Source organism: Finegoldia sp. BIOML-A1 (assembly GCF_009678325.1).
GTDB classification, from domain to species: Bacteria; Bacillota; Clostridia; order Tissierellales; family Peptoniphilaceae; genus Finegoldia; species Finegoldia magna.
Genome location: NZ_WKZF01000001.1, coordinates 172008 through 192795, shown reverse-complemented (window position 1 = coordinate 192795; position 20788 = coordinate 172008). Strand labels below are relative to the sequence as shown.

The following is a 20788-nucleotide window of genomic DNA, read 5'->3' as shown; positions in this document are numbered from 1 at the left end:
TAATTCAGCTCGTTTTTAATATGTGATTCTGTCTAATATTTTATTGATTTTCGCAAGAACAATTCCATAATTGGTCATTGGTATGTTGTGCGATTTTGCGAAATTCGTTTTGCTTTGCATGTACATTTTGTTTTGCATACAGCCACCACAATGAATTATCAGATTGTAATTGCAAGCAACATTGAAACATTAGCAAATATTACTCCTTTAATAAACAATGGAGCAGACTAGTTCAAATCTATTGGTTCATATCATAAAGAAGACAGGGACAAACCAATCAGAAGATCATACGAAAATAAATCTATCAAAAAGATTTACGATGAGTATTTGGATGCTCCTGGTTCAGAAAAAGCACATCATTTGCTTCACACAGAATATTCTTCAAGAGAAAAAATATTAATACAGTAATAGATAAAAATTCTTTGGCGATTGCCGAGGAACTTTTTTATTAAAACCAATTATCAAACTAAAAAAATTATAGTATTATATATAGATGGAGTTGGTGAATAATTGAAAAAAATTTGTAATATATTTTTGGGATTGATTTTGGCCCTGATTTTTATAATAAATTTAAAATGGGGAAATAATGACCATTTGGTAAGCTATGATGGAATTGAACTTGATTATGTAAAAGCTACTGTAGTAGATATTGTAGATGAAACGCTGGATTATCCTTATAATTCAAAACCTGTAGGAATACAAAACATCAAAGCGAAAATTAGAAAAACTGGAGAAATTGTGGATGTGGAGAACAAACTAGAAGCATCGCATAGTGTTTTAGTAAAAAAGAACGACAAGGTGATTCTGGCGAAAAGTAGAAATCCTCATCACAATTCTGAAACTTTTTACAGGATGTATAATTACGATAGAAGTTTTAGTACAATCTTATGGATGGGGATATTTATAATTTTCATAGCACTTGTTGCAGGAAGTAGAGGAATAAAAAGCACGATTGCTCTTGTGATTAGTATATACATAATTTTGTTTTTTGATATTTCGCTTATCATGAATGGATTTAATAATATTGTGATTACAATTTTAACTGTGATTTTGTGCACAATATATTCCACTTTGATTTTATATGGTTATTCTAAAATGAGTTTAATCAATATGATTTCTGTTTCGGTATCATTTGTATTTGTGAGTATTTTGGTTAAGCTAATGAGTATCGGACTTAATATTTCGGGGTATAATCTGGAAAATGTCGGGGAATTGATACTAGTGATAGGAAAGGTATGGAAATTAAATATCGAAAATTTACTGTTTTCCACTGTTGCTATTTCAGCTTTGGGAGCGTCAATGGATGTAAGTGTATCGATAGCTTCTGCATTAAGAGAAATTCAGTCGTTAAATAAAGATGTATCGAGTAAAAAATTATTTAAAAGTGGGATGAGTATTGGTCGAGATATTATTGGAACAATGGTCAACACATTAGTATTTGCATTTATTGGATCATCACTTGTGAGTATTATGATTTTTATATTGCACGGAACAAATACTTTTAATAGAGTTGTAAGTTCTGATTTTTTCGCAGTGGAAATTACGAAAGCGTTAATTGGAATTAGCGTTGTGATTATAATGGTTCCGGTTACTTCTTTTTTTGCCTCAAAAATATACAGTGAGAATATTTTTAATGAGCATATCAAATGATATGCTTTTTTTAATGTTTTTTTAACAAATTTTTACATTTTATTAACTTTGAAAAACATAAATTTAATATTTTAATCGTACAATGTAATAGGTGATGAAATATTGAAGAAAATTGTTAATGTAATTTTAATCTTGCTATTGATTGGAATTTTCTTTTTTAATAGAAAGCTAGATGTAAATGAAAGCTTGATTAGTTACAAGGGTGTGGAATATCTGAGGGCGAAGGTTGTGGAAGTTGTGGATGAATCGCTAGATTATCCGGACAATTCTAAACCTGTCGGCGTTCAGAAGATTAAAGCTAAGATTTTAAAAACTGGAAAAGTTGTAGAGTTGGATAACGAACTTGTGAACACACACAGCATTAAAGTTCACAAAGGAAGTAATGTTATTCTAATTCAAAATCAAAATTCAGGTTCAACTGATGATTATTACTATTCCGTGTACAACTACGATAGAAGTATAAGAATTTTTGTGATTATAGCATTATTTGTAATATTTTTGGCTGTGATTGCTGGGATAAAAGGCCTCAAAAGTGCGATAGCTTTATTTGTAAGTATTTACATAATTTTATTTTTTGATGTGGCGCTTTTGATGAATGGATACAATAATATTTTGGTTACGATTATAACGGTAATTTTGTGTGCAGTCTATTCTCTAGTGGTGTTGTATGGATACAGTAAAATGACTTTGGTAAATATGATATCGATAGGAACTTCATTTTTGATAGCGGCAATTATGGTCAAAATCATTGGAAAAGTTTTGTATGTTTCTGGACACAATATGGAAAATGTAGAAACTTTGATTTTGGTAGGAAAAACATGGGGACTTAGGATTGAGAACTTATTATTCTCTGCAGTCTCCATAGCATCTCTTGGTGCTTCAATGGATGTTAGTGTGTCGATTTCATCTTCTTTGAAAGAAATTAAATCATTAAATACAGATTTGGATAGCAGGAAGCTTTTTCGAAGCGGAATGAATATAGGTAAAGATATTATTGGAACAATGGTAAACACTTTGGTGTTTGCATTTATTGGATCATCTCTAGTGACGATTATGGTTTTGATATCGCACGGAGTAAGTTTTAATCAGCTTGTAAATTCTGATTTCTTTTCAGTGGAAATCACAAAAGGGCTGATAGGTACGGTCGTTGTGATTATAATGGTGCCAGTGACATCATTATTCTCATCAATTATATATAATCATAAGGGGGAAAATTAATGAACAAAACGGCAAAAGCGTTATTAGCATTGGGTATGGTATTTTCAATAGCAACAACAGCTACATACACAACTACATTTGCTGAAACTAATGGAAAAAATGATATTAGCACAACAGCAACACAAACTCAAGAAGAATCTCAAATAAGATTTCCAATCTTGACTATAGGTAAAGACCAAAGTGAAAGAAACTTCACTTGGTACAGCAAGAGCAAAGAACAAGGTTATTTGGAAATCGTAGAAGCAAATGATCAAAAAGATTTTTCAAATGCAACGAAAATCAAAGCTGTAACTTCTGACAAGAACACAACATTTGATATCAATGACAAATCAAACGCAAAAGTAAAAATCGAAAAAGATAAGAAAGATCAAGCTTTAAAAGATTTGTATGAACTTAAAGATATGTCAAACTCTCAAGTAAATATCAAAAACTTGAAACCAAACACTAAATACATGTACAGAGTTTACAATGGTAATGGCAAAAAATCTCAAGTATTCGAATTTACAACTCAAGCAAAAGGAGACTTTACATTTGTATTAGCAGGGGACCCTCAAATTGGTGCTGGTAAATTCTATGCAGACAGAGACAAATGGGAAAAAGCATTGGGAACTATCAAGAAACAAGTTCCACAAATGAGTTTCTTGTACAGTTTGGGAGACCAAGTCAACGAATATACATCTAAATCAGAATTAGAATACAGTGGATATATCGAAAGAGAAAACGCAAAAGGAATTACATTTGCTACGTTAATTGGTAATCACGATTCACAAGCAAATTCTTATTCACAACACTTTGCACTTCCTAACCTTCAAGCTGAAGGAGCTACAGAAGCAGGTTCCAACTATTATTTCGTGTACAATAATACACTATTCATTCAATTAAATTCTAACAACATGAATACCGCTGAACACAAAGCTACAATTGAAAAAGCAATTGAAATGACAAAAAATCAAAATATCAAATGGAAAGTAGTTGGCTTCCACCACGCTATTTATTCTGCAGCAACTCATGCGAATGACGATGATATCATCAAAAGAAGAGCGGAATATCCAGCATTGATGAAACAATACGGTATTGATTTAATAGTATCCGGTCACGACCACGTTTACACAAGAAGTAGAATGATGAATGGCGGAGTAGCTATTGAAAGCGAAAGAAACTTTACTGACAAATCAAAAGAAGAAGGTAAAGTTCCATCAAAATATGTAAACCCAAAAGGACAATTATATTTAACTGCAAACTCTGCATCAGGTTCAAAACACTATGATTTAGTAGAATTCAAAGACTACATGGCAGTTAGAGACCAACATTACAAACCAAACTTTACAGAAGTTAAAGTGACTGACAAATCAATAGTAGCTACAACTTATGAAACTGATTCATTAAAAGTTGTTGACCAAGTCGAAATCGAGAAATCAACTGCAGATAAAACAAATGAAAATGTTAAAAGAATTTCTGGGGTAGATAGGGAACAAACTGCTATTGAAGTTTCTAAAAAAATGTTCAAAGACGGAACAAATAAAGTAGTATTAGCTAACAAAAACAACTACTCAGACGTTTTAACTGCAGCACCTTTTGCAAAAGCAAACAATGCATCATTGTTATATATATCTTCAAACTCAATCAGTAAGGAAGTTATGAGTGAAATCGCAAGATTAAAAGCAAAAGAAATCACTATTATCGGTGGAGAAAAATCTGTAAATGAAGGATTGAAGAAAGAATTAGAAAAGAGAAACTTCAAAGTTGACAGACTTTCAGGAGCTGACAGATACAAAACTAGTGCACAAATCGCAGCTAAACTTATTGACGGTAAGACAACAACATTAGAAATCGCGAGTGGTGAAAATTATGCCGATGCATTATCACTTAACAACGCAGCAGAAAAGGATAAAGCTCCAATACTTTTAGTAAGAGTTAACGCTATAGACAAATCAGTTGAAGATGTTATCAAATCATCAAAAGCATCATTAATAAATATAGCTGGTGGTGAAAAATCAGTATCTGAAAATACTAAAGCTAACATCAAAAAAATCTCCAAGGCAACAGTTAATAGAATGGGCGGAGCTGACAGATACGAAACAAGTATTCTTCTTGCAAAATATTCTGGAGCAAAAGAAGTTGTCGTAGTAGCAAGTGGCGAAAACTTTGCAGACGCATTAGTTGCAGCACCATTCTCAGCAAAACAAAATGGCGCAATCCTTCTTACTAACAAAGACAAATTAGGACAAAACGCAGAACAATTCATCAAAGATACTAAATTCAACAAATCTTATGTAATTGGTGGAGAAAAATCAGTATCTGAAGATGTAATCAATCAATTAACAAGTATCATAAAGTAATCCCATAAACTTCTAAATTTTAGGTATCCTCTCAATTTATATTGAGGGGATATTTTTGTTATAAATTTTAAAAATCAGGGTATAAATAAACCAAATAAAGGGGGAGTATGTATGAAAAGATTACATAAGTTTTTACGATTTTCAGTTGTTTTATTATTTGCGATAATTTTTCTAGCATCTTGTAGTAAAAATGATGCGGAAAAAGAAGAAATAAAACTAACTGAAGAACAACAAAAATGGGTCGGAAATTACTTTGAACAAGCTTTTAAAGGGATAAAGGCAGGAAAAGATAGAAAGCTTACAGATGACGAGGTAAATCAAATTAAAAAAGTATTTGTGGAAAAACGTCCTGGATCAGAATTTGATGAAATTAAAAACATAACTTCTAATTTCTTCAAGGCAGGAAGATACAACGATCCAAAAGAAATAGATTTGGATGGTTTTATCAAATATTTTCCATCGAAAAATTATGAAGAAAATTCAGATGAGCTCAAAGCTATAATAGAAAAATTGAAAAAACTAGATAGTTTTTCAGAATTCGAGTTTTCAAGCAAAAATATGCCACTTGTAGAAATCGACAAGAATCTTGTAGATGCAACTTTGAAAAAATACGCAGGTATTGTTTCTGATGATGTTAAAAGCAAAGAAAAATGCTTGTATTTGAAAGAAAACAACGCTTATTATACATTTGTAAGCGATGTTTCGATAGGAACTTTTTATCCAAATGAAGGAGAAATCAAAGGCAATGATTTGATATTAAAAAATAACTATGCGACTCTTACTCTTGAAAACAAGGACGGCAATTACTTTATAAAATCATATATTGAGAAATAATTTACACGAAATGGCTCCACAAAATAGTGGTCATTTTGTATATTTGTAAAATATTTCAAAATAATATATACTATCTAATGATAAAATTAAAAAATATGGAGGGATTATGAAAAACAAATTTTTAAAGATGTTAAGTCTTTCTTTAATGTTAATTTTTGCATTGACTGCTTGTCAATCAAAAGATAACTCAAAAGAAACAACATCAAAAGAACCTACAAAAACTGAAGAAAAAGCTGACGACGCTAAGAAGTTTGAAGGAAAAACTTTGAACGTTGTTGCAACAAGCGACAAATACGTAAAATTGTTTGACAAGTTCACTGAAAAAACAGGAGCTAAGGTAGAATTCTTATCTATGTCAAGTGGTGAAGTTTTATCAAGAGCGAAGGCTGAAGGTAAAGCAATGGCTGACGTATGGTTTGGAGGCGGAATCGACGCTTTCATGAAAGCTAAATCAGACGATATGTTAGAAAAATATGAATCTGAAGCTTTGAAACAAATTCCTGACGATTACAAAGACAAAGATGGTTACTGGTTATCAAAAGGAATCACAGTTGTTGGTTTCTTAGCAAATAACGAAGTATTAAAATCTAAAAACTTAGAAGTTCCAAAAACTTGGGATGAATTAGCAGATCCAAAATACAAAGGCGAAGTAATCATGAGCGATCCTTCAATCTCTGGTACAAACTACGCAGCAGTTAAAGGATTATTGGACAAATATGGCGAAGAAAAAGGTTGGGATTATTTATCTAAATTAAATGATAACATCAGTTTCTACGGCAAAAGAGGAAAAGATCCTCAAGAAAAAACAGCAGCTGGAGAATTTGGAATTGGTATTATTCCAGTTGACAAATCAGCGTTCGATACAGCAAAAGACAACAACTTAACTGTTGTATATCCTGAAGATGGTATTCCATGGGTTCCAGAAGGAGTAGCTATTTTCAAAAATTCACCTAACACTGAAGTTGCAAAAGCATTCATCGATTTCATGTTAGAAGATGAATCTTTACAAATGTTAGCAGAAATAGACGGAAAAGATTCTAACCAAATGGTTAAAGATGGAATCAAAGGTCTTGATTTAGGTTTGAAAAAAGAAAACTTAATCAAACAAGATTTGTCTACTTTCGGTGAAAAAAGAGAAGCTATTTTAAATAAATTCTCAGAATTTGTAAAAAGTAAGTAATTCAATAGGGAGAAATCTGTTTGGTTTCTCCCATTTAACTAGCACCTTAACGGGTGCTTGTTTTATATGGAGTAAATTATGAAAACATTAGATAAATTTATTAAATACATAATTTTTCTACTCATATTCGTGTTTATTGGACTTCCGTTTTTATACGTATTTAAAGAAGCCTTCACAACAGATGGCGGCAATTCCATAGATTTTATTTTAAATGTATTTAAAGAAAATAGAAAACTGTTTGTGAATTCAATTACAGTTGGTTTTATTGTATCCGTTTTAACGACGGTTTTTTCTGCGATAATTGGCTTGTATTGTTTTTTGAGTGGTAAAATTCATCAAAAAATCATCAGCGCAATTTTATTGGTGACGATGATTTCGCCTCCTTTTGTAACTAGTTTGTCTTACATAAATTTATTCGGGAGAAGAGGATTCATCACTTATAATTTGTTGAAATTAAACACAAACCCTTATGGAATGACGGGAATTATTTTGATGGAAACATTGGGATTTTTGTCGTTGAGCAGTTTGATGGTAATATCTTATCTGAATAATTTGGATTCAGACTCTATAAATTCAGCGGTTGATTTAGGAGCAAATACGAATCATATAGTCATTGATATTTTGATTCCACAATTAAAAAACACATTGATTTCAGTGTTTTTCCTAACATTTATTCGTTCGATCGCAGATTTCGGAACACCTGCAATTATAGGTGGAAAGTTTAACGTTTTGGCAAGTGAAGGTTACATGGCTGTCATTAGCAAAGGGGATATTAAAACTGCCGCAGTTATCAACATAATGATTTTGATTCCTTCTGTTATTATGTTTATCATTTATTCGAAATCAATGAGAAAAAGTAATGTTAATTCTAATTCGTCAGGCACACCAATTATCGATAAAAAGTCTGCTGTGTTTTATTTCTTGTGTGCAATCAGTGTGTTTTTGTTGAGTTGGCTTGTAATTCAATATGCGTCAATTATTTTGTCAGCATTTACAAAAATGAAAAACAACGAACTTACATTTACTTTGGAAAACTTCAGAAATTCCAAATCGTACATTACAAACACAATCACAAGAAGTATCGTGTACTCTTTGATTAGTGCATTTTTCGGAAGTATGATTGGTTTGTTGATGGCTTATTATTCGATAATAAAAAAGAGCAAGGTAATTAAAGTTGCAGATTATATTTCGAATTTGCCTTATATTTTGCCGGGAACATTCTTTGGTTTAGGTTATTTGTTGGCGTTCAATCACAAACCGTTGATGCTTGTTGGAACTAGTGCAATTGTAGTGTTGAATGTTTTGTTCAAACAAATGCCTTTTTCGACAAAAGTTATGAACAGCCACGTCTTGTCAATTAGCGAAGATGAAATCAATTCTGCACAGGATTTGGGGGCAAATTTCATTTATGTATTTAAAGACATCGTGCTTCCACTAACTAAGAAGGGATTCACAGTTACATTCATCAATGCGTTCACTGCGACGATGACCACAATTGGATCGATTATTTTCTTGGTTTATCCAGGGCAAAAAGTTTTAACGCTTGTTATGTTTGATGTTATAAACAGTGGTAATTACAATATTGGTTCTGTAATTGCTTTAATAATAATTTTGATATGTCTTGTTGTAAATGGTGGATATTATTTGGCGACAAAAATAGGAGATAGAAAATGATTTTAAGTGTAAAAAATCTTACGAAAATTTACGAAGATAAAACCGTAGTAGATAATGTTGAATTTGAATTAGAAAAAGGAAAAATGTTGTGTATTTTGGGGCCTTCTGGTTGTGGTAAAAGCACGATTTTGAATATGATCGGTGGTTTTGTGAAGCCGAATTCAGGACAAATTATTTTGGATGGAGAAGATATTACGCACTTAACTGCTGAAAAAAGGGACATCACTACTGTGTTTCAATCATACGGGCTTTTCTATCACATGAATGTGTTCAAAAATGTCGCCTATGGTTTGAAATTCAAAAATATGGACAAAGCTACAATTGAAAACAAGGTCAACGAAATGATTGATCTTGTTGGCTTAAAAGGTCATGAGAAGAAAATGATTGACGAATTATCTGGAGGACAAAGACAAAGAGTTGCCCTTGCAAGGTCTTTGGTTTTGAGTCCAAAACTTTTATTACTTGATGAACCTCTTAGCAATTTGGATCAAAAATTGAGGGTTAGCATGAGGTTGTTAATCAAAAATATTCAAAAAAATCTAGGAACTACGATGATTTTCGTAACACACGACCAAAACGAAGCTTTTGAGTTGGCAGATGATATTATTTTGATGAACAAAGGTAAAATCGAACAACATTCCTATCCTTTAGATATCTACAAAAATCCGAAAAATAATTTCGTGTTGAATTTTATCGGAGAAAAAAATATTTTTGAAGGATATTACGTTAGACCAGAGGATGTGAAATTTTCAGATCAAGGAGAAGATGGAGTTATCAAGGATATTGTATTCCAGGGATCGAGCGTTAAAGTGGTTATTCAATTGGAAGATAAAACTATCGATTCATATATGCTCAACAATGATTTTACAAATGAAATAGGAGATAAAGTAAAAGTTATATATTCTAAAAGAAAATTGCCGACAAATTAGAGTAAAACACTTGAATTTTGGGTAAAATATAGTATAGAGATATTTTTAGGAGGTAACATGGGTAGAAAAAAAGTTTCTGAATATCCTTATACTATTCAAGAATTGAAAGAGATTACGATTCGCCAATTACAAGAAAGAGGCGTTGAGATAGAAGAAATTTCAAAAATAGTGTTCACTTTACAAGAAAAATACTATCCGAATTTGACGATGGAATTGTGCACTGAAAATGTGGAGAGGGTTTTAGAAAAGCGTGAAGTGTTGCAATGTGTATTAACGGGGATTGCAATCGACAAAGCTTGTGATAAAAAGTTATTCGACGATCCTATTCAAAAAATTATCGAATCAGATGAAGGACTTTATGGAATTGATGAAGTGTTGGCTTTGTCAATAATCAACGTGTACGGGTCAATCGGATTTACTAATTTTGGGTATTTGGATAAGGAAAAGATCGGAATTATCAAAGAGCTAGACGTAGAAAAAACAGATTGCGTTAACACATTTTTGGATGATATAGTAGCTGCGATTGCAGCGGCTGCGGCAAGTAGGTTGTCTCATTCGAGATTTAAATAGGAGATTTTATGTATACGATAGATAACATAAACAAAAAAAGAAGATTGAAAAAAATTGACTTGGATTGTAGCCTTGAAATAGAAGAAGGTTACATATATTTGTTTACGGGTCACGACAAAAACATTGATGAATTGTTTGATATTTTGGGATCTTTTACAACAAAATACAATGGAGAATTCTTGTATGGTTTTGAAGAAAAAGAAAACGTCCTAAAGGATCCAAAGCTAACTAATGAAGTTGAGTTTTCAACATTTTTACAAGATTACAATTCATCTATGAAGGTGAAGAAGTATCTTAAATTAAAAAAGAAGTTGAATCCTTATTTCGACGAAGAATTTGTGGATTCTGTGCTAAAAGGATTTGCAATTGATGAATTCGCAAGGCTTGAAGATTTGAAAGAAGATTACTGCAACATCGTGCTTATGACTGCGGCACTTGCTACGAACAAAAAGATAGTATTACTGAAAAATTTTGAAATAGCAGACAGAAAGCTTTCTTTGGAATTCATAGATATAATGAAAAAGCGTCAAGAATTAATCAGAAACACGATATTGATTTCAGCACCGATAGTGGAGGAAGTATTTTTTGATTATTTGGTGTTGATGCAAGATGGTAGAATTAAATTCAAGGATTCTAAGCACAACATACTTACCAAAGCAAACGTAGTTCGTGGACCTAAGGAAATCATCACTGCTATGAATTACAAGAGGATTTTGACGAGAACTTCTGATGGATTAGAAGATGAAATTAAAATGTTCGATGATATCAACGAAGACGAACGAATTTTACTTGAAAATAACGGCTGTGTAATCAAACAATTGCCATTAGACGAATTAATTACAATGATTGAGGAGGGAAATTATGAAAAGACTGTTAAAACAGAAGTTGTCGAATAGTTTTGCGTACGCATTCTACACTCTTCTTGTATCTGTTGTGATATTAGCAATCATTGAAGGACTTTCCTACTTTAATATATGGAAATTCGATTTTGGTAAATTGCCACTATTCACATACGTTGTGCCGATGTTTTTATTCAATACTTTCTACTTTTTATTAGTAGCAAGTAAGGATTATTTCCAAGATTTTGGAATGAACATAGAATCATCTTACCACAGAAAACAAATCAAAAAAGCTACGATTTTTGAAAGAATTTTCAACGTCGTGTTGGTATTCGCAATTATAATTGGTGTAATTTATTTGACAAGAGTTTTGTCGGGATTCTTACACGCTAGACAAATCGAAATTTATTACGACAAGATAGGATTGTTCACAAAAGGCTCATTGTTATCATATATGCCAATAGTTTTTGTAATCACATCAGTGTGTAGCCTTGCATTTAATTCGTTGATATTCTTAGCGTACAAATTCGGTGCCGTGAAAATATTCATATTATTTACTGCAATTATTATCGCTTTAAATGTATTCTTCTCAGAATATTTAATATCAGCATTCAAATTATTTAGTGGACTTAATATGTATATTTATTTGGGAGCTGGGGTAATAGCACTTGTATTATCTATATTATTTACCAACTTCATCAAAGGCTTAAATGTAAAATAAAGGAGATAGCTCGGAGTAATCCGAGCTTTTTTATATGAGAGAAATTTACAAATCAAAAATAGGAAATATTCTTATAGAAAGCGACGGAGAACATATAATAAAATGTGAATTCGTGGATTATTTTGTAGAACAGGGGACTGATGAAATAATTGAAAAATGTAAGAATTATTTGGACGATTATTTTTCGGGTAAGATTACAGGGCAATTTGACGATATATTAATAGACAAATCAGATTATGCAACTAAGATATTGAAATTAGTATGTGAAATTCCGTATGGAACAACTGCGACATACACCGACATCAAAGAAAAATACGAAAAAATTTACAACACAAAAACATCAGCAAGAGCAGTTGGAAGAGCTGTTGGCTCAAATGATTTGATGATTTTAGTACCTTGTCACAGAGTGATCGGAAAAAACAATGAGCTCACTGGATATAAATTTGGTATAGAAAAGAAAAAGTATTTATTAGATTTGGAACAAAATCACAAACCTTCTGTAAATATTTGAGCAATGTTTACGAAATTGCAACAAATGTTTTCAAGCGATTTTTAAGATATTTATCGTGATATAATATAGAAAAGCAGGAGGAAATTATGAGGTTAGATATTTTTAAATCGAAACTAAAAAACTTACAGAAAACAATAAAGCTATATCCAATGGTACTACTTGCCATATTTATTGCTACAATATTTGCAATTATGGTGATATGGAATATTGAAGTTGGAGCATTTAATAGCACATTAACAACAGATTTGCTTATTTCTTCGCTTTATTTTGCGATGAGCTACATGATTGTAAAGCTGATAATCACAGACAAAAACATAGAAATCACCAAGGGCAAAAAAGCTTTGGTATATACAATTGTTTCATTGATTATGGGATTAGTGTGCTATTTCCTAATAATAAAGGTAGATAAGTCCTTCGTACTTAGAAATCAAATCACGGAAATGGGATTATTTGTGACGCTTTTTGTCGGAATGTTTATCGCAGGTCACTTTAATAAGAAAAATGACTATGCCGACTACGCAGTTAAAATAGTTTTATCAATAATAGAATCGTTAATTTATTGCGTAACGATTTTTATTGGAATTGTTGCGATTTTGTTCACGACAAAGGAACTGTTCAAACTACAATTTAATCTTAGCAATGTCATGGTATCATGTGCAGCGGTAATTTTTCTATTGCTAAATTCATCTATAATTTTATCCAAATTTCCATTGAAATATTGTGATCAAAATCTAAAAATTAAATGGCTTTTGCCTTTTAAGTTTTTATTTACGAGAATTATTGCTCCGATATTTTTGATATACGGTTTTATTTTACTTCTATATATAATAAAGGTAGTAGTTTTAAAGACGATACCTAACAATATCATCACAAATCTTATTTTGCGGTATGGATTGCTTTCAGTAGTGGTCTTGTTCATATCAAAAACGGTAGAAGATAAATTCATAAATGTTTACAATAAAATTCAACCTATAATATTATTGATACTTTCAGTCATGATGTTTTACTCAATAGGAATCAGAATATCATATTATGGAGTCACGGAAGAAAGATATCTTGTTGTAGTTGGTGGAATATTCATTGTTATATCAATGGTTTACTATTTGTTTTTCAATAAAAAGACATACATCACTATACCGACAACGTTTTTGATATTGGCACTGATTTCTTCGGTGGGACCTCTTTCTGCATATAATATCAGTAGAATAGACCAAAAAGCCAAATTAGAAAAAATGCTAGTTGAAGAAAATCTGCTTGTCGATGGCAAAATAAAATCTCAAAGCAATGTAAATCCAGCTAAAATAAAGGAAATAAAAGACAAACTTGACTATTTTGTAGTCAAACACAGCACAAAAGAACTTCCTTATTTGGGTGATAAATTTACAACTTCACAAGAGGATATGAATCGTGTATTTGGATTCAGAGGAGACGAATTTGAGTCGCTATACGGACAAATCAGATCCTTTGTCAATGATAGGTTAGAAATTGAAACGACAAACTACGACCGTTTATTGGAAAATATTCAATTTCAATACGACTCCAACACACAAAATATCGAAAATTTAGGAAATCAAAATGTTACGTTTTCCAAAAAATCAAATATTGTTGTTATAAAATACAAAAATGAAATAATTGGTAAATTTAACATAGAAATATTTAATAACAGATTAGAAGAATTGTGGAATCTACAAGGCCCTGATATTAACGCAGAAGATCCTGACAATTTGATAAAAGATGAAGGTGTAATTAACAATCGTAAATACAAGACGATACTTGAAAGAGCTGAATGTGTTTATGACAATGGACAAAAAATGACATATTACATCAAATGTTTATACACAAAATAAGTGAATAATATTCTTTACAAAAAATTATCAAGTGTTATAATAAATCTGTATTTTAACAAACTAATTATTGTCGATTGAGGAGAAAAATTATGTATAATTTTAACTGTGATTACCTAGAAGGAGTTCATCCAAATATCATAAAAGCACTTGAAGAAACCAATATGGTTCAACAACAAGGCTATTGCAACGATGAATACACTCATCAAGCAAAAGAACTTATCAGAAAAAAGATTTCTGATCAAGACGTTTATTTTCTACATGGTTCTACAGCTTGTAATAAACTTGTTATCAAAACATCGCTAAGACCTTTTGAAAGTGTTATCGCATGTGATAATGCTCATATTAATACATTAGAAACAGGAGCTATTGAAGATATTGGTCACAAAATAGAAATAGTAGAAGATGAAGATGGATTAGTAATTCCAGAAGTAATAGATAAGTTTGTATCAGAAAGAATGAATGATCCTGCATATTTTCACAAGCCAATTCCAAAAATGGTTTACATAACCAATTCATCGGAATCTGGAACAATCTACACTAAAGAAAGACTTATGGAAATAAAAAAAGTCTGCGACAAACATGGACTGTATTTATTCATGGATGGTGCAAGACTTGCATATGCATTAGCTGCAAAAAACAACGACCTAACATTAAAAGAAATTTGTGAGATTGTCGATGCGACATATGTCGGAGGAACAAAGTGTGGGGCTATGTTTGGAGAAGCATTGATATTAAACAACGATGACTTCAAGCTTCATTTTAAAAACTACATTAAAGGCTCTGGAATGTTGATTGCTAAATCCAGATTTTTGGGAATTCAATTTAGAGAATTATTTACTGATGATTTGATATTCAAATTAGCTGAAAAAGCAGATGAACAAGCTGACAGAATAAGACGAAGATTAAAAGAACAAAACTATGTGTTAGCTACTCAATCTACTACCAACACAATATTCGTAAATATGGATTATGAAAGATATCACAGATTAAAACACAAATATAATTTTTGCGAAAACTACAAAACAGAGGATTACATAAATGTAAGAATTTGTACATCATGGTCTACCGAAGAGCACATGGTAGATGAATTGATAAATGATTTATAAATTTGCGACCTTAAATGGTCGCTTTTTTCTTAGAAATTTTTTAAAAATAAAAAAATATTACAAAAAAGTTACAATGATTTACAAAAAACTACTAAATACTTTTGTGGTATAAATTCCTAAAATATCTCATCTTTTATTTGTTTAAATCCGTTTATTAAATTTTTCACACAAAAATAACAAAAATATCGCCCCAAAATGTAAAAATATTTCACTCAGAACGGATATGATAACAAATATCAAAAGAGAAATTTATGAAAACAATATTTCAATAAAATAGCGATTATTACGAAAAGTATACAATCCTGCAAAGATAAATTAAAACGAAAAAATCTATAAAAAAACAGAACAAGACAATAAAATAACAATTTAATATTAAAATATTTTGAAAAAACTATGATTATGTTATCATTTTCATAGATTCATGTTATAATGAAATTACGAAAAAAGTGAATGCTAGAACTTATATATTTTCAAATATGTATTCACGATTAATTCGGATTTTCTCATATGATTAAAATATTTAAGGAGGAATTGTAAATGAGAAACAAGAAAAGGTTTGTTGCCTTGATGTTAGCCGGTCTTATGGTTGCCGGTACAGCATGTGGAAATGGAGGATCAAAAGACGGAGGAGCTAAGGGGGAAAACACAGTATATAATACTTTCGTAGCTTCCGATCCTGAATCTATAGATGCTCAAAAAGGTAGTGATACGTATGGTAATGTTGTAGTTAATAACGTATATGAACCACTTATCAGATTAGTTCAAAACGAAGATTTGACATTAAAACCAGAAGCAGCTGCGGCTAAAGAATGGAAAGTATCTGAAGATGCTATGACTTATACATTCACATTACGTGATGGATTGAAATGGGATGATGGTCAGCCATTAACAGCAAAAGACTTTGAATATGGTATTAAAAGAACTGCAGACCCTAAGACAGGTTCTGGTTCTTCATTCTTATTAGCTGATATCGCTAACTTCCAAGAAGTTAACTCAGGAAAAGCTCCATTGGATAAATTGGGAGTTAAAGCTATTGATGATAAAACATTAGAAATCAAATTGGGTGCTCCAGCACAATATTTCATTAACATCGTACCTTTTAGAGTATGTTTCCCACAAAGAAAAGACATAGTTGAAAAACACCGTGAACAATTCGGTTCTGAAGCTAATACAATCGTAGGTTGCGGACCTTTCAAATTAACTGAATGGAGCCACAACTCTAAATTAGTTCTTGAAAAGAACAAAGACTACTGGAACAAAGACAAAGTTAAACTAGAAAAAGTTAACCTTAGAGTGTTAACAGATGAAAACACTAGAATGAATGCTTTCCAATCTGGAGAAATTATGAGTGTAGGTACTAATAAACCAGAATGGACTTCTAAGTTTGATAAGAGAGAAGGAACTAAGACTCAAAAAGTTGACCTTCCAGCTGTAGACTATTTTGCAGTTAACCACCAAGATAAACTTTTCAAGAACAAAAAAGTTAGACAAGCATTCAACATCGCTTTAGACAGAGAAGGCTTCAACAATACAGTCCTTAAAGGAAAATCAGCTCCAGCTTATTTCTGGGTACCAAAAGCTATCTCAATTAACGAATTGAAATACAGAGAAATGGCAGGAAACCCTGTTAAAGAAATGGCTGATAAATTAGGCGATCCAAAAGCATTATTATCAGAAGGTCTTAAAGAATTAGGAATGGATCCAGATCCTTCCAAATTAGAAGTTAGCTTGATTATGACTAACTCTCCAGAATTAAAAAAATCCGGTGAATATTTCCAACAAAACTTCCAAAACAAACTTGGTGTAAAAGTTAAATTGGAAATGATGGAATGGGCTATTCTTTCTGGTAAAATCAACAAAGGTAATTACCAAATGGGATATTTAGCATGGACTGCTGACTACAACCACCCATCAGCAATGATGTCTCTATTCACTTCAAGTGCTAACGCAGTTAGAACTGGATGGAAGAGCGATGAATATGATAAATTAATCAGAGACGCTGCCAAAGAAAAAGACGAAAACAAACAAGTAGAATTGTATAAGAAAGCTGAACAAATCCTAGCTGATGAAACAGTTATTATTCCAATTATATCTGGTTCTACAAATATTTATTACCAAGATTATGTAAAGAATATTAACTTAAACCAATTCTCAACAGCAGGATACAAAGACACTTATTTAGAAAAAAAATAAAATAACTAGTAGCAAATGGCAGGCTGTTACAAATAATTTGTAACAGCCTACTAATTGTATATAGGAGGACTCATGTTAAAATATCTTATAAAGAGAATCTTGTACATGGTGCTTACATTATTTGTAATCACAACAGCAACATTCTTCTTGATGCATAACATTCAAGGAGATCCATTGTCTGCTATGGGTAAAACTCTTCCAGAGCAAACAATAAAAAATTACAAAGCAAGATACGGTTTGGATAAACCAGTATCAACACAATATGCAATATTTTTAAAAAATGCATTACACGGAGATTTAGGTGCTTCATACAAATATCCAGGTAGAGAAGTTAAGACTACAATAGCTCAAACTGCTCCAGTATCTGGAAGAATTGGTGGACAAGCCATGGTAATAGGTATTACTATTGGTATTATCTTTGGTATTCTTGCGGCCTTAAACAGGGGTAAAGTGCCAGATTATATTATCAGTGTATTAGCTATTTTGGGTATTACGATACCTGTATTTATTTTGGGGGCTCTTTTACAATACGCATTCGCAGTAAAACTAAATTGGTTTCCAACTTCAGGCTACGGAGACGAAATTAAGTATACAATTTTGCCTTCAATAGCATTATGCTTTGGCTCAATAGCTACTTATGCTAGATACATGAGAAGTAATGTATTGGAAGTTTTAAACGAAGACTACATACTAACTGCAAAAGCAAAAGGTGTATCAGGCTTCAATGTAATTAGAAAACACGTATTCAGAAATGCTATACTTCCTATCATCACAATAATAGCTCCACAAATCGTTGGTATTTTTACAGGATCTTTCATTATTGAAAGTATGTATTCTATACCAGGTTTAGGAAGTTACTTTGTAAACTCTATAACTGCCAGAGATTATCCTATGATTATAGGTACAACAATTTTCTATGCATTCTTGTTCTTAATCTCTCAATTAGTTGTAGATATCTTATACGGAATAGCAGATCCAAGAATTAAAATTGTAGATTAGGGGATTAGTATGGAAAAAATAGATCAAAGCAAATTTCAAAGACTAACAGATGACGATAGAACATCTGAGTTTATAGCAAGACCTGTAGTAACATACTGGTCTGACGCTTGGAGAAGATTTAAAGAAAACAAGGCAGCTTTAGTTGCATTCATTATATTAGTAGTTTTAATTGTAATGGTTATCATCGGACCGATGTTAACGGGATATTCTCACGAAGATTTAGTAGGAGAAATTAACTTATCACCAAGCTCAAAATTCTGGTTCGGTACTGACGAACTTGGAAGAGATATATTTACAAGAATTTGGAGAGGTGGTAGAATTTCCATCATAATAGGTCTTGCAGGTGCTGTTATTGGTACTGTAATTGGTTCTATTTATGGTGCGGCTTCTGCGTTCTTTGGCGGAAGAGTTGATACAATTATGATGAGAATTGTAGAAATATTGATTTCTATACCTTACCTTTTATTAGTAATCATTTTAAGATTAGCTTTAAACTCAAATGGTGTAGGAACACTTATTTTAGCCATGACTATCACAGGATGGTGTGGACTTGCAAGACTTGTAAGAGGTCAAATTCTTTCATTAAAAGAACAAGACTATATCATGGCAGCTCGTGTATTAGGAGTAAGCAACAAAGATATCATTATCAAACACCTTATTCCAAATACTTTGAACGTAATACTTGTATCAATTTCATTTGATATTCCAGGATATATATTCGGTGAAGCTTTCTTAAGTTACTTAGGACTTGGTGTACAACCTCCAGAAACTTCTTGGGGACTTATGTGTTCACAAGCTCAACAAGTATTCCAATTTTATCCTTATCAATTGTTTTTCCCAGCTCTAATGATCGGGTTAACAATGCTTTCATTTACTTTGTTAGGTGATGGTTTAAGAGATGCGCTTGACCCTAACCTTAGACAGTAGGAGGAAAAAACATGAGCAAGAATAAATACAAAGATATAGATGAATTAAAAAAAGAACAAAACCTTTCAGAAGAAACATTAGTTGAAGAAACTGTAATTAATGAAAATAATGAAGTTGAAACTACAACTAAGTTTGTTTCTTCTGAAGTTGTAGAAGATAAAGTTAACGAAGAAAAAAATATGAACGAAAAACAAAATTTATCAGAAGAACTTACAAGAACTGCTAGAGTAGAAAAGGATTATACTAACAGACCAAAAGTAATTGAAGTAGATAACTTAAACGTATCTTTCAATACTTATGCTGGTGAAGTAAAGGCTGTAAGAGGCGTAAGCTTTGACATCTACGATGGAGAAGCTTTGGCTTTAGTAGGTGAATCTGGATGTGGTAAAACAGTAGTAAGTAAATCAATACTTCAAATTTTACCTCAATCAGCAGTTATCAAAGAACCATCTTCAATTAAATATATGGATGAACAAGTTCTTAACATGGATAAGAAGAGATTAAGAGAATATAAGGGTTCTGATGTATCAATGATTTTCCAAGACCCTATGACTTCTCTTAACCCAACTATGAAAATAGGTAAACAAATTACAGAATCTCTTTTATTGCACACTGATTTATCAAAAGATGAAGCTAAAAAAGAAGCTGTTAAATTGTTAAAGACTGTAAATATTCCTAACGCTGAAGAACGTGTTAAACAATATCCACACGAATTATCAGGTGGTATGAGACAAAGAGTTATGATTGCCATAGCATTGGCATGTAACCCTAATGTAATCTTGGCTGACGAACCAACTACAGCACTTGATGTAACTATTCAAGCACAAATCTTGGATTTGATGAGAGAATTAAGAGATACTAAAAATACTTCTATAGTATTGGTAACTCACGATTTAGGTGTAGTAGCTGACTTTGCAGACAGAATTCAAGTAATGTATGCCGGTGAAATCATGGAAACTGGTACAGTACAAGAAATATTTAAAGATGCACATCACCCATATACATGGGCATTGTTGATGAGCGTTCCAAGACTTGATTCATCAAAAGACAATGAATTGTATTCATTAGGTGGAACTCCACCAGATTTATTGATGGAAATTCCGGGATGTCCATTTGCAGCAAGATGTGATTATGCAATGCAAATTTGTAGAGAAAAGAAACCACCTGAAACAAGATACTCAGATCATCATGTTTGCAGATGTTGGTTAACACACGAACAAGCACCAAAAGTTGAAAGACCTTATTAGGAGT

Annotated in this window: 19 protein-coding genes; 18 read left to right on the top strand and 1 reads right to left on the bottom strand. The window is 31.8% G+C overall.

Features of this window, described 5'->3' with window-relative positions; genetic code table 11:
- Positions 1-15 precede the first annotated feature (15 nt).
- Entirely contained in the window at positions 16-159 is a 144-nt protein-coding gene (locus GKG00_RS00890) for a hypothetical protein (protein ID WP_346962824.1), read from the bottom strand.
- Between the two features lie 81 nt (positions 160-240).
- Here GKG00_RS00890 and GKG00_RS08920 point away from each other — a divergent pair, with 81 nt between their 5' ends.
- The 18 genes from GKG00_RS08920 (at position 241) to GKG00_RS00800 (ending at position 20784) form a co-directional block, all read left to right on the top strand.
- A complete protein-coding gene (locus GKG00_RS08920) occupies positions 241-408 on the top strand; it encodes an iron hydrogenase small subunit (protein WP_275077064.1) in 168 nt (55 codons plus the stop codon).
- A gap of 102 nt (positions 409-510) precedes the next feature.
- Positions 511-1650: a YibE/F family protein gene (locus GKG00_RS00880; RefSeq protein WP_094206101.1), complete on the top strand. Its 1140-nt coding sequence runs from the start codon at positions 511-513 to the stop codon at positions 1648-1650.
- A 102-nt stretch (positions 1651-1752) separates the two neighbouring features.
- Positions 1753-2868, top strand: coding sequence for a YibE/F family protein (locus GKG00_RS00875; RefSeq protein WP_094206100.1), 1116 nt, complete (start codon positions 1753-1755; stop codon positions 2866-2868).
- The gene (locus GKG00_RS00870; protein WP_154253749.1) at positions 2868-5207 is read left to right on the top strand and encodes a cell wall-binding repeat-containing protein; all 2340 of its coding nucleotides are present in this window, start codon (positions 2868-2870) and stop codon (positions 5205-5207) included. Before GKG00_RS00875 ends, GKG00_RS00870 begins: the two co-directional genes overlap by 1 nt.
- Positions 5208-5318: 111 nt before the next feature.
- Complete coding sequence (locus tag GKG00_RS00865; protein ID WP_154253747.1) at positions 5319-6041, top strand: hypothetical protein; 723 nt, start codon at positions 5319-5321, stop codon at positions 6039-6041.
- Positions 6042-6147: 106 nt separating this feature from the next.
- Positions 6148-7221 (top strand): ABC transporter substrate-binding protein, encoded by a 1074-nt coding sequence (locus tag GKG00_RS00860; protein ID WP_094206097.1) that lies wholly within the window; start codon positions 6148-6150, stop codon positions 7219-7221.
- Between the two features lie 78 nt (positions 7222-7299).
- Positions 7300-8895, top strand: a complete 1596-nt coding sequence (locus GKG00_RS00855) for an iron ABC transporter permease (RefSeq protein ID WP_154253745.1) — start codon at positions 7300-7302, stop codon at positions 8893-8895.
- A complete protein-coding gene (locus GKG00_RS00850) occupies positions 8892-9824 on the top strand; it encodes an ABC transporter ATP-binding protein (protein WP_094225010.1) in 933 nt (310 codons plus the stop codon). The genes GKG00_RS00855 and GKG00_RS00850 overlap by 4 nt, the downstream gene beginning before the upstream one ends.
- A gap of 57 nt (positions 9825-9881) precedes the next feature.
- The gene (locus GKG00_RS00845) at positions 9882-10394 is read left to right on the top strand and encodes a phosphatidylglycerophosphatase A (RefSeq protein WP_094225009.1); all 513 of its coding nucleotides are present in this window, start codon (positions 9882-9884) and stop codon (positions 10392-10394) included.
- Between the two features lie 8 nt (positions 10395-10402).
- Positions 10403-11290 (top strand): ABC transporter, encoded by an 888-nt coding sequence (locus tag GKG00_RS00840; protein WP_094204024.1) that lies wholly within the window; start codon positions 10403-10405, stop codon positions 11288-11290.
- Positions 11256-11954, top strand: a complete 699-nt coding sequence (locus GKG00_RS00835) for a hypothetical protein (protein ID WP_241673626.1) — start codon at positions 11256-11258, stop codon at positions 11952-11954. The genes GKG00_RS00840 and GKG00_RS00835 overlap by 35 nt, the downstream gene beginning before the upstream one ends.
- 34 nt (positions 11955-11988) lie before the next feature.
- Positions 11989-12465: a methylated-DNA--[protein]-cysteine S-methyltransferase gene (locus GKG00_RS00830; protein ID WP_154253744.1), complete on the top strand. Its 477-nt coding sequence runs from the start codon at positions 11989-11991 to the stop codon at positions 12463-12465.
- Between the two features lie 86 nt (positions 12466-12551).
- Complete coding sequence (locus GKG00_RS00825; RefSeq protein WP_154253742.1) at positions 12552-14312, top strand: DUF4153 domain-containing protein; 1761 nt, start codon at positions 12552-12554, stop codon at positions 14310-14312.
- Positions 14313-14401: 89 nt separating this feature from the next.
- On the top strand, positions 14402-15418 hold the full coding sequence (locus tag GKG00_RS00820; protein WP_154253740.1) for a beta-eliminating lyase-related protein: 1017 nt from the start codon (positions 14402-14404) through the stop codon (positions 15416-15418).
- A 537-nt stretch (positions 15419-15955) separates the two neighbouring features.
- Positions 15956-17611, top strand: a complete 1656-nt coding sequence (locus GKG00_RS00815) for a peptide ABC transporter substrate-binding protein (protein WP_154253738.1) — start codon at positions 15956-15958, stop codon at positions 17609-17611.
- Positions 17612-17683: 72 nt separating this feature from the next.
- On the top strand, positions 17684-18610 hold the full coding sequence (locus tag GKG00_RS00810; protein ID WP_094202792.1) for an ABC transporter permease: 927 nt from the start codon (positions 17684-17686) through the stop codon (positions 18608-18610).
- Positions 18611-18619: 9 nt separating this feature from the next.
- Complete coding sequence (locus GKG00_RS00805) at positions 18620-19537, top strand: ABC transporter permease (RefSeq protein ID WP_154253737.1); 918 nt, start codon at positions 18620-18622, stop codon at positions 19535-19537.
- Between the two features lie 11 nt (positions 19538-19548).
- The gene (locus GKG00_RS00800; protein WP_154253735.1) at positions 19549-20784 is read left to right on the top strand and encodes an ABC transporter ATP-binding protein; all 1236 of its coding nucleotides are present in this window, start codon (positions 19549-19551) and stop codon (positions 20782-20784) included.
- The last annotated feature ends 4 nt before the right edge of the window (positions 20785-20788 follow it).